This window comes from Clostridium sp. AF34-13, assembly GCF_003477845.1.
Lineage (GTDB): Bacteria > Bacillota > Clostridia > Lachnospirales > Lachnospiraceae > Butyribacter > Butyribacter intestini.
Window position 1 is genome coordinate 92,479 of the sequence record NZ_QUEB01000005.1, and the last position, 19,231, is coordinate 111,709.

General features: G+C 38.3%; 15 protein-coding genes. All 15 read right to left on the bottom strand.

Annotated features, from left to right (window positions below; all coding sequences use genetic code 11):
* Positions 1-116 precede the first annotated feature (116 nt).
* The 15 genes from DWZ63_RS05790 to DWZ63_RS05860 all read right to left on the bottom strand — a co-directional run bounded on the left by DWZ63_RS05790 (position 117) and on the right by DWZ63_RS05860 (position 19,197).
* A complete protein-coding gene (locus DWZ63_RS05790; protein WP_118499104.1) occupies positions 117-1,820 on the bottom strand; it encodes an AAA family ATPase in 1,704 nt (567 codons plus the stop codon).
* 401 nt (positions 1,821-2,221) lie between these two features.
* Entirely contained in the window at positions 2,222-3,163 is a 942-nt protein-coding gene (locus tag DWZ63_RS05795) for a thiamine pyrophosphate-dependent enzyme (protein ID WP_022015520.1), read from the bottom strand.
* A 12-nt stretch (positions 3,164-3,175) separates the two neighbouring features.
* On the bottom strand, positions 3,176-4,357 hold the full coding sequence (porA, locus tag DWZ63_RS05800; protein WP_022015521.1) for a pyruvate ferredoxin oxidoreductase subunit alpha: 1,182 nt from the start codon (positions 4,355-4,357) through the stop codon (positions 3,176-3,178).
* On the bottom strand, positions 4,357-4,662 hold the full coding sequence (locus DWZ63_RS05805; RefSeq protein ID WP_055944819.1) for a 4Fe-4S binding protein: 306 nt from the start codon (positions 4,660-4,662) through the stop codon (positions 4,357-4,359). Before DWZ63_RS05805 ends, porA begins: the two co-directional genes overlap by 1 nt.
* Positions 4,663-5,051: 389 nt before the next feature.
* Positions 5,052-5,657, bottom strand: coding sequence for a 2-oxoacid:acceptor oxidoreductase family protein (locus tag DWZ63_RS05810; RefSeq protein WP_022015523.1), 606 nt, complete (start codon positions 5,655-5,657; stop codon positions 5,052-5,054).
* A 282-nt stretch (positions 5,658-5,939) separates the two neighbouring features.
* Positions 5,940-6,776, bottom strand: coding sequence for a Cof-type HAD-IIB family hydrolase (locus tag DWZ63_RS05815; protein ID WP_055944825.1), 837 nt, complete (start codon positions 6,774-6,776; stop codon positions 5,940-5,942).
* A gap of 101 nt (positions 6,777-6,877) precedes the next feature.
* A complete protein-coding gene (locus DWZ63_RS05820; protein WP_118499106.1) occupies positions 6,878-7,102 on the bottom strand; it encodes a hypothetical protein in 225 nt (74 codons plus the stop codon).
* 269 nt (positions 7,103-7,371) lie between these two features.
* A complete protein-coding gene (locus DWZ63_RS05825; RefSeq protein ID WP_118499108.1) occupies positions 7,372-9,117 on the bottom strand; it encodes an ABC transporter ATP-binding protein in 1,746 nt (581 codons plus the stop codon).
* Entirely contained in the window at positions 9,117-10,967 is a 1,851-nt protein-coding gene (locus DWZ63_RS05830; protein ID WP_118499110.1) for an ABC transporter ATP-binding protein, read from the bottom strand. The genes DWZ63_RS05825 and DWZ63_RS05830 overlap by 1 nt, the downstream gene beginning before the upstream one ends.
* 325 nt (positions 10,968-11,292) lie before the next feature.
* Positions 11,293-12,435 carry a class I SAM-dependent RNA methyltransferase gene (locus DWZ63_RS05835; protein ID WP_118499112.1) on the bottom strand — a complete coding sequence of 381 codons (1,143 nt, stop codon included), beginning with the start codon at positions 12,433-12,435 and terminating at the stop codon, positions 11,293-11,295.
* Positions 12,436-12,505: 70 nt separating this feature from the next.
* A complete protein-coding gene (locus DWZ63_RS05840; RefSeq protein ID WP_022013795.1) occupies positions 12,506-12,862 on the bottom strand; it encodes a hypothetical protein in 357 nt (118 codons plus the stop codon).
* Positions 12,863-14,245 (bottom strand): DNA repair protein RadA, encoded by a 1,383-nt coding sequence (radA, locus tag DWZ63_RS05845; protein WP_022013794.1) that lies wholly within the window; start codon positions 14,243-14,245, stop codon positions 12,863-12,865.
* A gap of 91 nt (positions 14,246-14,336) precedes the next feature.
* Complete coding sequence (locus tag DWZ63_RS05850; RefSeq protein WP_055944836.1) at positions 14,337-14,750, bottom strand: hypothetical protein; 414 nt, start codon at positions 14,748-14,750, stop codon at positions 14,337-14,339.
* 467 nt (positions 14,751-15,217) lie between these two features.
* Positions 15,218-17,668, bottom strand: a complete 2,451-nt coding sequence (locus DWZ63_RS05855) for an ATP-dependent Clp protease ATP-binding subunit (protein ID WP_055944838.1) — start codon at positions 17,666-17,668, stop codon at positions 15,218-15,220.
* A 128-nt stretch (positions 17,669-17,796) separates the two neighbouring features.
* Entirely contained in the window at positions 17,797-19,197 is a 1,401-nt protein-coding gene (locus tag DWZ63_RS05860; RefSeq protein WP_118499114.1) for a cohesin domain-containing protein, read from the bottom strand.
* Between the last annotated feature and the right edge of the window lie 34 nt (positions 19,198-19,231).

Sequence of the window (19,231 nt, forward strand, 5' to 3'; positions counted from 1 at the left end):
ATTTGTATATCTCTTAATCAAGCTGATATTCACAATCTGCATTTTGATAAATTTTGGTTGTATATTTCTTAATCAAACTGATATTTTCCATACGCTCTGCCGCCTGTTTGATAGTTTTAAATTTTATGTGCAATCACCTTGCACTTTTTCTTACAAAAGGCAATTCCATAAATCATAATATCATGTCTGTCATCGTTTTTCAGATATTCATCATATCTTTTTTCTTTAATCTGGGTAATTGCTTTTTCACAGGCTTTATCCATTCCCGAAAATGTCTTTGAATATTTAAGTTCAATAATGATACCTGCGTCAAAGTCTTCTGTCTCAACTATTATGTCGGCGAAACCGTCTCCTGCTTCAACATTTGATTTTACGAGCCAGTCTGCATTTCCTACCAAAAGTCCAACCAAAATCGTATGATAAGAACTTTCTTTTTCCTCGTCCCTTGCCTTTGTGTCGAAAACACTTATCGAATTGCTTAGTGTCCTGTTCAGATAATTCTCAACCGCCTTTGTGTCTCCCCCGTCAAATGCTTTCCAAAAGTTTTTTAACTGTTCTGTGTTGCTCATTACTGTTCTCTTAAACCATTCTTGTATCTGAAGTTTATAAACCTCCCTGACCTCTTTATTCGGAATAACAAGCTTATACGCACCACTTTCAGTCATACCAGTCTGAGTCAGATACCCCGTTGTAAATAATACACTCCAAAGATTGTCGATAGTAGTATCGATTTCATCATATGTCAGTTCAAGACTGACCTGCTTCTCGATTGTCTCACCTGAAACCAGCCGCTCGATTTCATCCCTTGTAGTCTTATTTGCCTTGCCGATAAAGCGTTTGACAAGTCCGTTTCCGCTTGTATTTATCCAGTATGACTGCGGCTTTGCATCCGGTTCACCGCACAGTCTGTCTACATGATTTATAATATCCCACGGGCAGTAAACATCAGCATCACCAAAGTGATAACCATCATACCATTCTTTTGTCTCTGAAATATGCTCCAAAAGACCGTATGACTCCAAAAGTGTTTGCACTTCTTCATCCGTAAACCCAAACTGCTCGTCAAAGCGTGTATCTGCGATTGAAAGCACTTTAAAATTATTTAATCCTGTAAAAATACTTTCTTTTGAAACGCGGAGACACCCTGTCAAAACGGCAAACTGTAAAAAATCATTGGTTTTAAGTGCGTCCCCAAACATTGCTCGTATAAGTGATACCATTTCTCTGTAGTAGCCATTCTGAAATGCTTTATCTAAAGGAACATCATATTCATCTATAATTATTATTGTCTTTTTGCCATAATGTTTATAAAGGAGTTCAGATAATAATCTCAATGCTGACGCAAGAATATTTACATCCATTGAATATCTGCCATTATCTAAACGGATAAGTGTCTTATATCTCTCTTTTTCATTTACCGTTAATTTTTCACTATGCAATAAAAAATAAAATCTTTCGGCTTCTCTGCCAATAATCTCAACAAATCTGTATAATGCTGTCTCAAAGTCAAGCCCCTCAACATTTTTAAGTGAGATAAATATAACCGGAAATTTTCCCATATATTCCTCACAGATTTTTTTATTGTTTTTAATATATAATCCATCAAACAGTGATTCATCTGTTCCGATTTCAAAAAAATAACGCAGCATACTCATATTTAAAGTTTTCCCAAATCGCCTTGGTCTGGTAAAAAGATTTACCTTTCCCCACTTTTCAAGAAGCTGCTCCAACAATTTTGTCTTATCAATATAGTAAAATTCTTCCTGTCGTATTTCCTTAAAATCCTCAATCCCCACCGGCAATTTAATTTTTCTTCCCATAATTTATCAATCCTCCATAAATCAATAAGTCAATGACATTCGTCATACACTTTGCTACTTGCTCATATAAAGTTTGTGCTATGCACAATCTGCTTCCAGTTCCATCACAATCACCTGATTGAAGAGTCCCCCATCACCCAAAGGTAATTAATTTCTATCAGACATTAATTCCTATTTAACGGCTTTTAGACATTATATAAACTCACTAAACATACCCCCATTTTAACATTACATATAATAAATAGCAAACAGGAGTATGTCATCATTTCAACATACTCCTGTCATAATTTATATATTTAATTTAACGCCTTAACATACTTTATATTAAAATGCAACCATAGTACAAAAACCTGCTTTTATGTTTGTAACAGTTCAGCCTTGCATTACTTATGTTTTTCATACTATCTCGCACATTTATACTGAAGGTCTTCCCATCTTCTGTCTACTTCTGCCTGGAACTGGGCTATCAGGTCCTCGTTTCCTTTTTTGAAAAGATGTTTAAATCTTCCCTGCTCTCTTAAGAAGTCTTCGATAGGAAGTTTCTTCTTTGGCTCATATGAGAGTATCCATTTTCCATGGTCTACCTCAAAGAGCGGCCAATAGCAGGTTTCTACGGCAAGTTTGCATATTTTCATTATCTCTGATGCATCATATCTCCATCCTCTTGGACATGGTGTCATGATGTTTAAGAAACTTGCTCCCTCTGTGTAGATTGCTTTTTCTGATTTTCTGTGAATGTCTTTAAAATCCTGTAAAAGTGTTGTCTGTGCAACATATGGTACATCATGGTCTGCAATGATGCTTGCAAGGTCTTTGCGGTTCTGCATCTTACCATTAGACTGTGTTCCTACAGGTGTTGTTGTCGTATCTGCATACATTGGTGTTGCTGATGAACGCTGAATACCTGTGTTCATGTATGCACCGTTGTCGTAACACACATATACCATGTCATGTCCTCTCTCCATTGCTCCTGAGAGTGACTGAAATCCTATATCATATGTTCCACCGTCACCACCAAATGTGATAAATTTGAATGTTTCGTCCTTTGGAAGTTTCCCTCTCTTTTTGAGTGCCTTGTATGCCGTTTCAACACCACTGAGTGTTGCTCCTGCATTTTCAAATGCGTTGTGTATATAACTGTCCTCCCATGCCGTATATGGGTACATGAATGAAGATACCTCCAGACAACCTGTTGCATTTCCTATAACTGCCCTATCTCCCTCATGAAGTCCTCGAAGCACGGCACGAACTGCTATCGTCGCACCACAGCCTGCACACATACGGTGTCCCGGTGCAAGACGCTCTGGTTTATTCATCATTGTTTTTAAACTGTAATCGCTCATTATGGCCTCCTATTATTTGCGTAATCCGATATACTGATACTGCTCTACTTTCTTTCCGTTCTCTACTGCTTCTTCAAGCTCAGCAAATATATCATATACTTCATTTACCGTGAAATCCCTGCCTGCAAGACCATAAATATAATTTACGGCTTCTATCATAACTTTACTTCTGTAAAGTCCTGCTGTAACTTCACTTCCAAGAGGTCCGCCGTTTCCATTGTAACTTTCACAACGGTCCATAATTGCGACTGCCTTACAGTCTTTGAGTGCTTTTGCTATCTCCTCTGCCGGGAACGGACGGAATACTCTGAGTTTTAATACTCCGACTTTCTTTCCCTGCTCACGAAGATTATCAACTGCCTCTTTTGCCGTTCCTGCTGCCGAACCCATAATAAGCATGATATAATCGGCATCTTCTGTCTTATATTCTTCAAAAAGTCCATACTCCCTGCCTGAAATCTCTTTAAATTTCTTTGCCACTTCAAGTATAACTTCTTTTGCGTTTTCTAATGCTGTCTCCTGATTTTTCTTTGCTTCCATAGCATAATTTGTCACTGAATAAGGACCTACTGCTATAGGCTTACCCGGATTTAAAAGATACTCTTCAGGCTCATATTCACCGACGAAATCTTTTACAAGCTCATCCTCCATAAGCTCAATATTTTCAACAGCATGGCTTGTGATAAATCCGTCCTGACATATCATAATAGGAAGATGCACCCTCTTATCCTCTGCGATAGGATATGCCTGAATGAAATTGTCATATGCCTCCTGATTGTTCTCTGCATATATCTGAATCCATCCTGTATCTCTCGCACCCATACCGTCTGAATGGTCGCAGTTAATATTTATAGGACCTGAAAGTGTACGGTTTACAAGTGTGAGTGCAAGCGGAAGTCTGTTTGATGCTGCAAGAAGAAGTTCCTCCCACATAAGTGCAAGTCCTGCCGATGATGTTGCAGTAAGACTTCTTGCTCCTGCTGCCTCTGCTCCGATTGCAGCACTCATTGATGAATGTTCACTCTCTACCGGGATAAACTCTGTATCCATCTCACCGTTTGCAATATATGTAGATACCATCTGCGGTATTTCTGTTGAAGGTGTTATAGGAAATGCCGGCATAACATCCGGATTTACCTGACGGATAGCATATGATACTGCCTCGTTTCCTGACATACGTTCTTTAATAGCCATTATTCTACGCCCTCCTTCATCTCAATCGCCCCAAATGGACAGACTTTTGCACATATTCCACAGCCCTTGCAATGGTCATAATCAAAATCAAGTCTCTTTCCGTCAACAACCGGAATACTCACATCCGGACAGACAGGTGCACAGAGTAAACACTGTTTGCATAAATCTGCTTTAAATACCGGTGTATTTGTTCTCCACTCTCCTGTATTAAAAAGCTTTGAAGTTCCTCCGGCAAATACCATAAGCCCCTCTGTAAGCTCACCGACAGGAGTTTGTTCATTTATTTTTGTAATATCGGTTCTCATTTTTTTCTCCAATCAATTTATTTGTTTATCAGGTGATTGCATGATTTTGAAACTAAAATTATATTGCAAAAATTTGTGCAACATATACATTACTGAGAGTATCGCAATTACCTATAGCTATTTATGATTAAAGGGAACTGTAAACCTGTCCCTCATATCATTTTTAATTTTAAATATATTTTAATGAAATAAATCTGCCTTTTTTAAGTTTGTGATATTTACATTTTTTCATATCAGGAAAAATTTGTGCCCTGCATTCCTGATGCAGAGCACATTGTGTATTTTCATACACTTAGGACAACTTATTTTTGGCATTTATTTCTTGTCAGCTATTTATTATGTACTTTTATCTATGCAATAATGCTATGCAGTCATGCTATGCAGTCATGCTATGCAGTCATGCTCATATCTTTGTCGATATCTTCTGCAAGTGTATCAAATGTCATCTCAAGAGCTTCCATATTTCCGTCAATGACCTCAGGCTTCTTTGCAAATTTGTGCTGGTATGAAGCTCTCATTTCTCTGATAAATGTATCTCTCGGCATTACATTACTTACTGCAACTACTGCTGCGAGCATCGGTGAGTTAGGGAAATTCTTTCCAAGTGTCTTTACTGAGATGTGTCTTGCATCTACAGTGTAAACCTTTCCCTCATAGCCATTGAGCTTATCCTTAATCTCGTCTCTTGACTTTGGTGTGTTGATAATGATAGCACCGTCTTTCTTAAGACCTGCCGTAACATCAACTGAGTCAAGGAGTGTCTCATCTACAACAACCACATAATCAGGTGTGTATATATTAGAATGAATACGGATCTTGTCTTCACTAATTCTATTGTAAGCCGTAATAGGTGCACCCATACGCTCCGGACCATACTCAGGAAATCCCTGAACATACTGTCCTGTCTTAAATGCTACATCTGCAAGAAGTAAAGCTGCTGTCTTTGCTCCCTGACCGCCACGACCATGCCATCTGATTTCAATTCCGTTATTCATGATTATTTCTCCTCATATAATATCTTTCAGATACATAAATAACATGTATCTCAGTTAAAAAGTTACCAAATCACTATTGCATTAAGATGAATCAAATTCATCTTAATAATGTTTTTTTCTCAAGTGCAAGTACCATTATATACGCAATAAAAAAAAAGTAAATACCTTTCATTCAATTTTTTTCATTTTATCGATGAAAGATATTCACTTAAAATCATTTTAGTTTTTCTTATTTTAAAACATATTCAAAAGCAGCATAACAACTTAACTTATCCACTTAAATCAATCATTTTCCTTCAATATCATCTCATATATAACCTGTGCGACACCATCCTCATCATTGGAAGCCGTTATATAATCTGCTACCGCCTTTACTTCCTCCTGTGCATTTGCCATAGCAACACCGACACCCGCATACTTTATCATAGAAATATCATTAAAGCCGTCACCACAGGCTATCATATTTTCCCTTGAACTTCCGATTATCTCACAGAGATGTTCTAAAGAAGCCGCCTTATCAATGCCCTTCGGTGTAATCTCAATAAAAAACGGCTCTGAGCGTGACACATTTATCCTGTCACCAAATCTTTCCTTAAAAGCCTGCTCTTTTTCAGGAGCAACCTCCGGCTCTGCTGTTCCAAGACACTTATTGAGAGGAAAATCAATATATTCTATAATATTCTTTTTATATGAAACCGGCAGATGATTTATCCTCGCTTCAAGGTCGATATACTTGTCAGGTCTGTCCGCAGCGATTATCCCTGTCCTGTCATATGAAACAAGTCCGATATTAAGCTCCTCAGCCAGTTTAAAAAGTTTGGGAACTATATCCTCCGGAAGTGTCTGCTGATAAATAACCTCACCCGTACCACAGTCAGTAATCTGACCGCCGTTAAACGCTGCGATAAAACCACCAAACTTATCAAGTTTAAGTTTCTTCGCAACAGGTTCCGCCCCCGGCGTAGGTCTGCCCGTCGCAATCACAATCTTGTGCCCCTGCTCCTGCATTTTCATAATAGCATCCAATGTTCTGTCCGTAATCTCCTTCTGCGAATTGGTAAGCGTACCATCCAAATCAAGAACAAGAACCTTTTTATCTTTACCTATTTTTGTACTCATTATTTTTACTCCTTTAAAACCTACAAAATATTTTTCACTTTATAAACATTTTCATTTATAATTTTTCAACTCATTTTATTAACATTAGAAAATAATCCTAATTATTTATCATGAAAAAATACTGGTATAAACTCCATTTTATCATATTTACCTTTCAAAAACTCGTATGTTTTTTTATCAATTATATATTTTGGTGTTAATAAAACAGGATTAGAACTTTGATTTTCATACTCTTCAGGAACAGAACCAAACAACTCTTTAGTTCTATTAATTCCTTTCAATTTATTTATGCATGACTCACCTATAAAATATGGTTCATTTCCCATAAAAAATCTCTTAACTCCACAATTACTACAAAAATTTATATATTGTTTCATAACTATCGTCCACACCTTTTGCAATTCACACCTGAGTTAAACAACATTCCTAAGCATTTTCGCCAAAGCGAAAACCGCAGTTTTTCAAACTGCTTAAAGCTTAGTCATGTCGTTTGGGTCAGGCTATTCGCCTTGATACAAGATACAGATATTGTTTTCTGCAAACAAGTTTGCAAAACTATATCTGTATCTTGTATTCTGTGTGAATTGTGACTTTTTTACGCAAACTGACTATTATATAGATTGCAGTAAAATCCTTTTTTCTTAAGCAGTTCATCATGGTTGCCCTGCTCTATTATATTTCCATCCTTCATTACAAGAATGATGTCCGCATTCTGGATTGTTGATAACCTGTGTGCTACTATAAAGCTCGTTCTTCCCTCCATCAGTTTTCCAAATGCATTCTGTATCTTTATCTCAGTTCTCGTGTCTATTGATGATGTTGCCTCGTCAAGTATGAGCATTGGCGGTTTTAAGAGCATTACTCTTGTGATACAGAGAAGCTGCTTCTGCCCCTGTGACAATGTGTCTCCGTCCTCTTTTATCACCGTGTCATAACCGTTTGCAAGTCTTTTTATAAAGCTGTGTGCGTGGGTTGCTTTTGCCGCCGCGATTACTTCTTCTTTTGTCGCATCCGGTTTTCCCATAACGATATTTTCAAATATAGTACCGTCTTTAAGCCAAGTCTCCTGAAGCACCATTCCTATGTTTTTCCTGAGACTTGCCCTTGTGAGATGTCTTATGTCTGTTCCGTCTACTTTTATGCTTCCCTCATTTACATCATAAAATCTCATCAAAAGATTTATAAGCGTTGTTTTTCCGCAGCCGGTAGGTCCTACTATTGCAACTCTCTGTCCCGGTTTTACATCAAGGTTAAAGTCGGTGATAAGTTTTTTGTCCTCGACATATGAGAAGTAAACTCCTGAAAGTTCCACCTCTCCTTTTACTCCGGTAAGCTCAACGGCATCATCGTCCTCCGGTATCTGAGGTTCTTCGTCGATAAGTTCAAGAACTCTCGACGCACACGCAATGGCATTCTGAAGTTCCGTTACTACGCCTGAAATTTCATTGAACGGCTTTGTGTACTGGTTAGCATAACCTAAAAAGCATGATAACATTCCCACTGAAAGATACCCGTTTAATGCGAAAAATGCTCCAGTCACTCCTACTCCTGCATACACGATATTGTTGACAAATCTTGTTGCCGGATTTGTTATTGATGAGAAGAATGTTGCCTGAAGTGAATATTTTTGAAGTCTCTTGTTTATATCGTCAAACTTATCAAGTGCTTCTTTCTCGTGTCCGTATGCCTGCACAACTTTCTGGTTTCCTACCATCTCATCTATAAGTGCTGTCTGCTCTCCTCTTGTTGCCGATTGCAATTTAAACATAGTGTATGTCTTTCTCGCAATAAAACTCGCAACAAAAAATGACAACGGCGTTACAATTACAACGACAAGTGTTATCCATACATTGAGGCTTAACATAAAGATAAGCGTTCCAAGTATCGTAAGCACTCCCGTAAATGCCTGTGTAAATCCCATAAGAAGTCCGTCTGCAAACTGGTCGGCATCTGCGATAACCCTGCTCACAACATCACCTGACGGATGTCCGTCAATATATTTTAATGGAAGTATCTGAATTTTTTCAAACGCATCTTTTCTTATATCCCTTACAACATTGTAAGTTATCTTGTTGTTGCAAATGTTCATAAGCCACTGTGCAAGTGCCGTAAACGCTATTATAACTGCCATCTTCTTTAAAATAGCCATAAGTCCGGTAAATTTGACAACATCTTTTCCGAGCATCAGGTCAACTGCATTACCCGTAAGTATAGGAAGATAAAGTGTAAGCACTACCGTTACCGCTGCGAGTATCAGTGAAAAAGCTATATAAATATTGTATTTTTTTGTATATTTCAAAACACGCTTTATTGTTTCCCACTGTGATTTTTTCTTTTCCATTATGCTGACACCTCCTCATCTGCTTTTTTATCTTTAAACTGTGACATATAAATTTCATGGTAAACTTCACAATTTTCAAGAAGTTCGTCATGAGTTCCTTTTCCAACGACTTTTCCGTCGTCGAGTACAAGTATCATATCGGCGTGCTTTATTGATGATGTTCTCTGCGATACGATAAATGTTGTCGGCTCATAACCAAGCTGTTTAAGTGATTTTCTGAGTTTCGCATCAGTTGCAAAATCAAGTGCTGACGCACTGTCATCTAATATAAGGACTTTTGGTCGTCTTACAAGTGCTCTTGCAATCGTAAATCTCTGTTTTTGTCCACCTGAAAGATTGCGTCCGCTCTGCTCTATCATATAATCAAGACCGCCCTCTTTGCCTGCGACTATCTCTGCCGCCTGTGCATTTTCAAGTGCAAAATTTATCTCGTCATCGGTTGCCTTATCATTTCCCCACTTCATGTTTTCTCTTATGCTGCCTTTAAATAACACGGCTTTCTGCATAACGATACCGACAATACTTCTTACTTCCGATACTTTATAATCTTTTACATTTTTTCCGTCAATAAGAACTTTTCCTGCGGTCGCATCATAAAATCTCGGTATAAGGTTTACAAGTGAAGATTTTCCTGAACCTGTTCCTCCTATGATACCTATAGTCGAGCCGGCAGGAGCCGTAAATGATATGTTTTCAAGTGACTTATCCCCTGCACCTTTATATGTCAGGTCTACATTTTCAAATACAACCTCTGCACCTTTTGAAATACTGTCTGCTGATTTATTTATTAACTCTTTTTCAGAACCTAAAACATTTTCTTCGTCAGTCAGCTTGCTGCTTTCGGCATTATCTGATTTTTTCATACTACCGAATTCTTCATCGTCTGATACAAAATCATCCATAATCGACGGTTTCATCTCAAATACAGACTGTATTCTGTTTCCGCAGGCAACAGCCTTTGTAGAAAGCACAATGGTATTTGCAAGTTTTATAAGTTCAACAAGAATCTGTGACATATAATTAACGAGTGCAATAACTTTTCCCTGTGTGAGAAATCCTCCGTCAACTCTTATCGCACCGACATACAAAAGTACGACAAGTGCTACATTCAAAAAGATATATGTCACCGGATTTGTAAGTGCTGATATTTTTCCTACAAGAAGCTGTAGATTTGTAAGTATCTGATTTTCATTGTTGAAATCTTCTTTTTCCGCTTCCTCTTTGTCAAATGCCCTGATAACACGCACACCCGTAAGATTTTGTCTTGTCCTGCCTAGAATACCATCAAGTCCTGCCTGAACTTTTCTGTAAAGCGGCATACTGACAGCCATTATTCCAAGTACGACAACGGCAAGGATGGGGATAACAACCGCAAACACTATTGCAGCTTTTACATCAACCGTAAATGCCATGACTTCTGCACCAAACACAATAAATGGCGAGCGCAGGAACAGTCTGAGTGCCATATTTACACCTGACTGCATCTGGTTTATATCACTTGTCATTCTTGTAATAAGAGTTGAGATACCGACCGTATCCATCTCCGTAAATGAAAGTGACTCAATATGTTTAAAAAGTCCGTGTCTCAAATTTGTGGCAAATCCGACTGCTGCCTTAGCCGCAAAATATTGTGCCGTTATCGAACTTAAAAGTCCGACCGCTGCTAAAAGTATCAGGACACCTCCGTAGACAAGTATAAAATGAGAATCACTTTTTGCGATTCCTTCATCAATTATCTTTGCCATCACGATAGGCACTGTAAGATCAAAACAGGCCTCTAACAGCTTGAATAAAGGACCGAGGACACATTCCTTTTTGTAATCCTTTATATACTTTAATAACTCCTTCATGTTTTCCTCCATCTCTAAAGTCTTGTGGATTGCTGTATTGCTACGCAATTTATTTATTGTCGCACAGGCTGACAGCTAATGTCAAGCTGTGCAGCGATAAGAGCAGTATGTCTTGCCGCATCTGAAAAGCAACAATTCTGCCACATCTAAAAACAATATTTTAGGGAACTCTATTATAAAATAAAGTTCCCCTGTTCAGATTATTTCTATTCGCCCCAAAAATCAGCAGACTCCTGTGTTCTGCCTGATATTCCAAATAATATTAACATTATTATACTATATACACCTTTTTTTGCAACATAATTAACACGCGAATTTTACAGCACTATCTTCTCGGCGGCTTTGGTCCCATATACTGATAAAAATATGTTTTCATCATGCCGTTATATATCTTGCGGTTTTTGTCCGCTTTCCTGCCGATGTACTTTTCAGCCTGCTCATAAGCTGTTATAAGATACATTGACCATGAGTCAAGACTTCTATAGACATTTCCTATCTCTTTATAAAGTGAAGGCATTTCGTCAGGTTCATCGAGTCGTCTTCCGTATGGTGGATTTGTTATGATAAAACCATATTTCTTTCGGTGGCTCGTCTGGTTTAACGGTCGTCTCTGGAAATGAACAAGATGGTCCACCTCCGCATTTCTCGCATTTTCCATTGCTGCTTTTATCGCATTTTCACTTATATCGTAGCCCTGTATATCCATCTCTATGTCTCTGATTATCATATCCTCGGCTTCATCAATGGCATCATACCACTCTTTTTTAGGAATGATATGTGTCCATTCCTCGGAAATAAACGAACGGTTCATGCCCGGTGCGATATTTGCTCCTATCATTGCCGCTTCAATAGGAAATGTACCGCTTCCGCAGAACGGGTCGAGCAGTATGCGTTCTTTATTCCACGGTGTGAGCATGATAAGCGCCGCTGCAAGCGTCTCCGTAATCGGTGCTTTTACGGTGGCAAGACGATAACCTCTCTTGTGAAGCGACTCTCCCGATGTGTCAAGCCCCACCACTACTTCATCTTTCATTATAGTTACCCTCACCGGATAACTTGCTCCATCCTCCTGAAACCAACTTACATTATATTTGGATTTAAGTCTGTCAACCATTGCCTTTTTCATAATGGACTGTATGTCTGACGGACTGAATAACTTACTTTTTATGGATGTAGCTTTCGTAACCCAGAACTTTCCGTTTTCAGGAATGTAATTTTCCCACGGCAGTGCTTTTGTCCCCTCAAAGAGTTCATCAAATGTAGTTGCCTTAAAGCTGCCTATCTTAAGCAGTATTCTTTCTGTTGTTCTAAGAAATATATTTGCACGGCAGATTGCATCTGAATCCCCCGTAAATGTCACTTTTCCATCTTCCACTTTTACTATCTCGTATCCGAGTCGTATTATCTCTTTCTTTAAAACCGCTTCCAGTCCAAAATGACATGGTGCGATAAATTCATATTTTCCCACGATTATCTCCATTCCTATAATATCTTTTACAAGTATCACATTTTAATAAAATATATATTTAATATAAAAATCAAAACATTCCGTCACCGGATATGGCATACAGATAATCAACTATCTGCCTGATAGAATCTACAGTTTCTCTCTGATATACAGTTTCTTTTTCCAATTCATGAGATACATTGTTTACTTCAAATGAAGTCTCCAAAAGTTGATTAAAAATGCTTTCAACTCCCTGTAATGCTTCTTCTTTATCTTTTTCATCACCTGTCTTGAAAGCTGCAAACAGTTCTCTGGCATCACTAAGTAATGTAACTATACGGTCAGTTATATTTATTGAATCAAATGACATTTGTTCAAGATTCATCATTGTATTTTCCATTCTCTCCAATACAACTTCCGTAGTTTTTTCTGTTTCCTTCAACTCCATTTATATTTCCTCCAGCAATTCATATATACTCTTAACTCCTACAAGTTTCATCCCTTTTAACTGTGAACTGTCAATACTTAAACTTTCACAATTTACTTTAGGCATAATACATCTGTCAAAACCAAGTTTTGCAGCTTCGAGAACTCTCTGCTCTGCCTGGTTTACTGCTCTTACCTCGCCTACAAGTCCAACCTCGCCAAAACATATCGTCTTACTGTCAATAGCTATATTTTTATAACTTGAAAGAACAGCAAGAACTATGCCCATGTCAAGTGCAGGCTCATTTATCCTCATACCTCCTGCGACATTTATATATGCGTCGCAGTCGCCCAGATGCAGCCCTATCCTTTTTTCCATTACTGCCAATAGAAGATTTACCCTGTTATAATCAGTACCCGCTGATGTTCTTCTAGGCATATTAAAATTAGTGCGGCACACAAGTGCCTGTACCTCAACAAGTATCGGTCTTGTCCCCTCTATAGAACACGCAACAACCGACCCGGCTTCATTTTCAGGCTTTCCCTGAAGCATATATTCAGATGGATTTAAAACTTCCCTAAGCCCATCTGCACGCATCTCAAATACACCGATCTCATTTGTCGAACCAAATCTGTTCTTTACTCCTCTTAAAAATCTGAACGATGCACCACCGTCTCCCTCAAAATAAAGCACCGTATCTACCATATGTTCGAGAACCCTCGGACCTGCCACCACACCTTCTTTTGTAACATGGCCGACGATAAATACCGTTATATGAAGCCCCTTTGCTATCCTCATAAGAATACTTGTAGCTTCCCTTACCTGGCTTACGCTTCCTGGTGCAGAGCCTACATCTTCCCTATACATAGTTTGTATCGAGTCTATTATGACAACATCAGGCATCATGTCAGTTATGCTGTTTGATATTATATCAAGATCCGTCTCACACAATATGGAAATGTCTCTAGAAAATGTTCCAAGTCTCTCTGCTCTCATTTTTATCTGGCGAAGTGATTCCTCACCTGATACATAGAGAACTTTTTTACCCTCATCCGAAAGATTTCTGCACATCTGAAGCAAAAGTGTTGATTTTCCTATGCCGGGATCACCTCCCACGAGCACAAGCGAACCGACAACAATACCTCCTCCGAGAACTCTGTCCATCTCTGATATTTTTGTACTTATTCTGTTTTCATCATCTGTGGTAACATTAGAAAGCAGCGTCGGAACTGCATCCTTTTTAGTCGCAGAAACGGTACCCGAAACTCCCGGTACCGCTTTTGCAACTGGTTCTTCAACAAATGAATCCCACTCATGACATCCGGGACACTGTCCAAGCCACTTAGATGATTCATATCCGCACTGCTTACAGAAAAAAACCGTCTTTTTTTTAGATTTTGCCATACTTATCCTCATTATCGGCTGCTGTCCACACTTATGCGTGAACAGCTATGATTATTGTGTCATATTACACTACTTGGCAAGTTTATAAATATTACAACTTAACAACCTGAATCTTATACTGCTTTTCAGGCTCTACCTCTATGCTTATACTAATCTTTCCAGCAAGATTTGACTTCATTTTACCGATATTTGTACCATCTACAAATACTTTATATTCTGTATCAGGCTCAAGCTCAACCGTAATAGAACTGTCCTCCCAGCCCTCTACCATGAAACTCATTTCACTATCAGTATTCTTCATCTCAGTTACAACAGTTCCCGGTACTGATTCATAAACGAACAATCCGTTTTTCTCAAGTTTTGTTATCTCTTTAAAGGTCTTTACCTTATATAAATCTCCCTCATACTCAAAATCAGATTTCTTCTGTTTTGTGTCAAACTCAAAGTTTCCAAAACTTAATGTTCCGTCGTTCTCCTTGCGAATCAATTCCTTTATAACAGCCATAATCTTTCCTCCTATGTCCTTTTATTTTGACGAAATAATTATGCGGAATGAATAAGCGTTTCACTCATATTTTCTTTCCGCTTATTGTATTTTGCTTTAAGTAACAATTCATCATTTCTTTTATGACTGAACTGTTACTGATTTACTCTTAGAATATCACATTTTGTTGCAATTTGCAAAAAAATATATCGGATTTTAGTCACTTTTTTGTAACAAGTTCAGCCATAAAAATATAATCGTAATATCTGAGCTTGCTCATTGTATTGCTGATTATATTTTTATGGTAGAATAGCCTTTCATTTATTACATGAGGTAAACATAAGCTGCGTAGCAGCGACTGACATTTTACCGGCAGATTTATGAATGTAATAAATGGAAGGCTGAACTGTTATCACTTTTTTATAATTTTGATTTCCGTTGTCAAGTTGTCTAAAACAAATCGATTTGTTTGAAGCTGCAGCTATTTTCTACTGTTCCACTGATATGATTATCTTTTTCTCAGTTTCATCATAATCAACATTTACTTTCTCTCCCGCCTTAACTTCTCCTGCAAGAAGTTTATCTGCAAGAAGATCTTCTATCTCTGTCTGTATTGCTCTTCTTATAGGTCTTGCACCATAATTTTTGTCAAATCCTTTGTCTGCAATATATTCTACTGCTTTCTCTGATACAGCAAGATTTATACGCATCTGTGCATTGGTTCTGCTGCTAAGGTTTCTGAGCAGTATTCTTACTATCTCTTTGAGATTTTCTTTTGTGAGCATATGGAATACAAGTACTTCATCAATTCTGTTTATAAACTCAGGCTTGAAGATTTTCTTTACTTCATCCATAACGCCCTCTTTCATCTTTTTGTAATCGGCTTCCTCACTGTCGTCAGTACCAAAACCAAGGCGGCTAGGCGATACTATACGCTGTGCACCTGCATTTGAAGTCATAATGATGATAGTATTCTTAAAACTTACCTTTCTTCCCTGTGCATCCGTAACATGACCATCTTCAAGTATTTGAAGAAGAATGTTAAATACATCAGGATGAGCCTTTTCGATTTCGTCAAAGAGTACGACTGAATAAGGATGTCTCCTCACTTTTTCGCTTAACTGACCACCCTCTTCATATCCTACATATCCCGGAGGTGAACCAATCATTTTTGAAACACTGTGTTTCTCCATATATTCGGACATATCAACTCTTATTATCTCATTTTCTTTTCCAAATACAGCTTCAGCAAGTGCCTTTGAAAGTTCCGTTTTTCCTACACCTGTTGGTCCTAAGAAAAGGAATGAGCCTATCGGTCTGTTCGGATCTTTAAGCCCTACCCTTCCTCGTCTCACAGCTTTTGATACTGCTTCGATAGCTTCTTCCTGTCCGACTACTCTCTCATGAAGTATGCTCTCAAGTTTTTTTAGACGCTCTGTCTCTTCCTCCTGAAGCTTTTGAACCGGTATTTTTGTCCAGTCGGCGATAACCGCTGCCACATCATTTTCATCCACACATACTTCTTTTCTGTTTTTCTCTTTCTCTATGTCAGTGCGAAGTTTTTCAAGTCTTTTTTCTGCATCAGACTGCATTTTCTTTAGCTCTCCGGCATGGGCATAATCTTCATTTCTAATGGCATCCTCTTTTTCTTTTTCCCACCTTAATATATCTTCTTCAAGCTCACGGAGTTCAGGTGTTGAAAGGTATCTGCTAAGACTGACTCTAGCCCCCGCCTCGTCAATAACATCTATCGCCTTGTCAGGAAGAAATCTGTCATTTACATATCTCTCAGACATTTTTACTGCCGATACTATGGCACTGTCACTTATCTTTACTCCGTGGTGCTCCTCATATCTTTCTTTAAGACCTGCAAGTATCGCAATAGTCTCCTCCGTGTCCGGCTCACTTACATCTACCGGCTGAAAACGGCGTTCTAAAGCTGCATCTTTTTCTATATACTTGCGGTACTCGTCTAGCGTTGTTGCTCCGATAAGCTGAAGTTCACCTCTTGCAAGTGACGGCTTTAATATGTTTGCCGCATCAAGTGCACCCTCTGCACCACCTGCTCCGATAATAGTGTGTATCTCATCTATAAATAAAAGAATATTTCCCGACTGTGTAACTTCTCTTACAGCCCTTTTTATCCTCTCCTCAAACTCTCCTCTGTATTTTGAACCTGCGACCATTCCTGAAAGATCAAGTGTGAGCACCTTTTTGTCCTTAATAATATCAGGCACATCACCTACCGCAATCTTTTGTGCAAGTCCCTCAACCACTGCCGTCTTTCCGACACCCGGTTCTCCGACAAGACACGGATTGTTCTTTGTTCTTCTGCTAAGTATCTCTATAAGTCTTGTAATCTCTCTGTCCCTGCCTATGACCGGATCAAGTTTTCCGTCTTTTGCATACTCGGTAAGATTTCTGCTGTACTGGTCAAGCATCGGTGTTGCAGATTTATTCCTTCTGCTTTTCTGCATCATATACTCATTTTTGGCACTGTTTACATCCTGCCCCGTCGCCGTAAGAAGATCCACATAGAGTTTCTGGACATTTATCCCTCTCGTATTGAGAAGTCTTACTCCAAGACACTCCGTCTCTTTAAGCATTGCAATAAGGATATGCTCTGTTCCCGCCTGAGCTGAGCCTAATCTCTCCGCCTCGGTTATGCTGTTTTCAATAATCTTTCTGGCTCTTGGTGTATATTGCGGTCTTTCTGCCACCGCTACTCCCTCGCCTGTTTCAATCATTTCCTCTATAAGAACCCTGAGTTTTTCTTCTTCCACTCCGTTCTCACGCATAACCTCTGCTGCAACACCCTTAGTTTTTACAAGTGCTATAAGCAGATGTTCAGTTCCAATATAACCGTGTCCAAATGATTTTGCGACACCCAACGAATTATCAAGTGCTTTTTGTGCACTTTTGGTAAATTTATTTCGCATACGCTCAAAACTCCTTCATTTTATTAGTCTGCCTGCAACAGCTAAGTCTTTAATTTCTTATATCCATAAATCTGTAACCAGGCTGTCAACCGCTGCTATACGGCTTTCTTATTTCATAATTTTTACTCTCATTCTCTATGCCAATAATGCGTAATGTTGTTACTTTTTTCCTCAAACGAATCCAAATCTGTTTTTTCGTTATTATCTCCCAACATCTCTTTTTCTGATATATCTGTTCCTGATACATCTTTTTTTGACATACCATCTTTTAGACTGTCAAATTTCGGCATATTTTCACCATATGTGTGTTTTATCTTTCCCATATATTCTATTGTATCTGTGCTGTCAACAGTTCCGGCATTATCAATACCACCGGCACTGCCGTCTGAAATACCACCATATGCACTTATAATATTATTATTCTGCCGATAATGCAAATATATTGTTATCATTCCTATAAACATCAACAGACATATGATAACCATTATTCCCACAATATATTTCATCGTCTTTAATTTTGTTTCACTGACAGAATCTGAACCTACAACAGTATTTCCGATACTTTCTTTGTACCATGCTTTTACTTTATCATAGGGCATAAAGCTGTCATTTTCCGTATCATACAGATAAAACTCCGGCTCCTGTCTTCCGCATTTACAATATATAAGTACAAATTTATGCTCAAGATTATCTTCGGTGGCATATGCCGTTATGACATGACCACTTAGAACTATCTCTGTTTTTCCAAACCCTGTCGGAATATCCTTGTCATTCTCTAGCGGAACAACCTTATATTCTTCATTATAATGAATGGTTATAACGCTGTTCTGATATGTTGCGGTCACACTCTTAACCGCATTTTTTGTAGTATTTTTTTTATCATCAGCGTTTATTTTTTTCTTTTTCGTTTTAGGTTTCGGACTTTCACTCGGCTTTATATCATCTTTCGCAGACTCATCATTATTTTTTTTGCCATCGTAAGGTTTTTCTGTCCCTGCCGGTTCTTTACCGTCAGGCTCTTTATTGTCATTTTTTTGGGGTGCATCCGCTTTTTTAGCACTCTTACTCTTAACCATTATATTAAGTGTGTCGGAAGATACTGACATCTTTGAAGAATCTTCTGAATTATATACTGCATATGGCTGTTTTAATTCTATTGATGTACTGCCCTCTTTTCTCGCGACAAACTTAATGGAATATTTAAGACTGTTCACCCCGGTCTCCCTGCCTGTATCTTCTATTTGAAACCGGTTGTCATTGCCACTTGCAACACTCCCGCCTGTCATATACTGAAGGACCCTGCTGTCATAAGAAAAACTGCCCTCAAAGCCACTCATGGCATCAGATGAATTTATCGTGATTATCACATAAACTATATCCCCTTTTGAAACCTGACCGGATGATGCCCTTATCGACACCTCAGCACTTGCCGCACTCACATTTACAGCTTTGGTATTTATGCATACCATTAAAAAAAATAATGCAAATGCAAACTTATAAAATATATTAGTTTTTCTTTCTTTTTTCAATCAAATCACCCCTGCCACCACTAATACAATATCA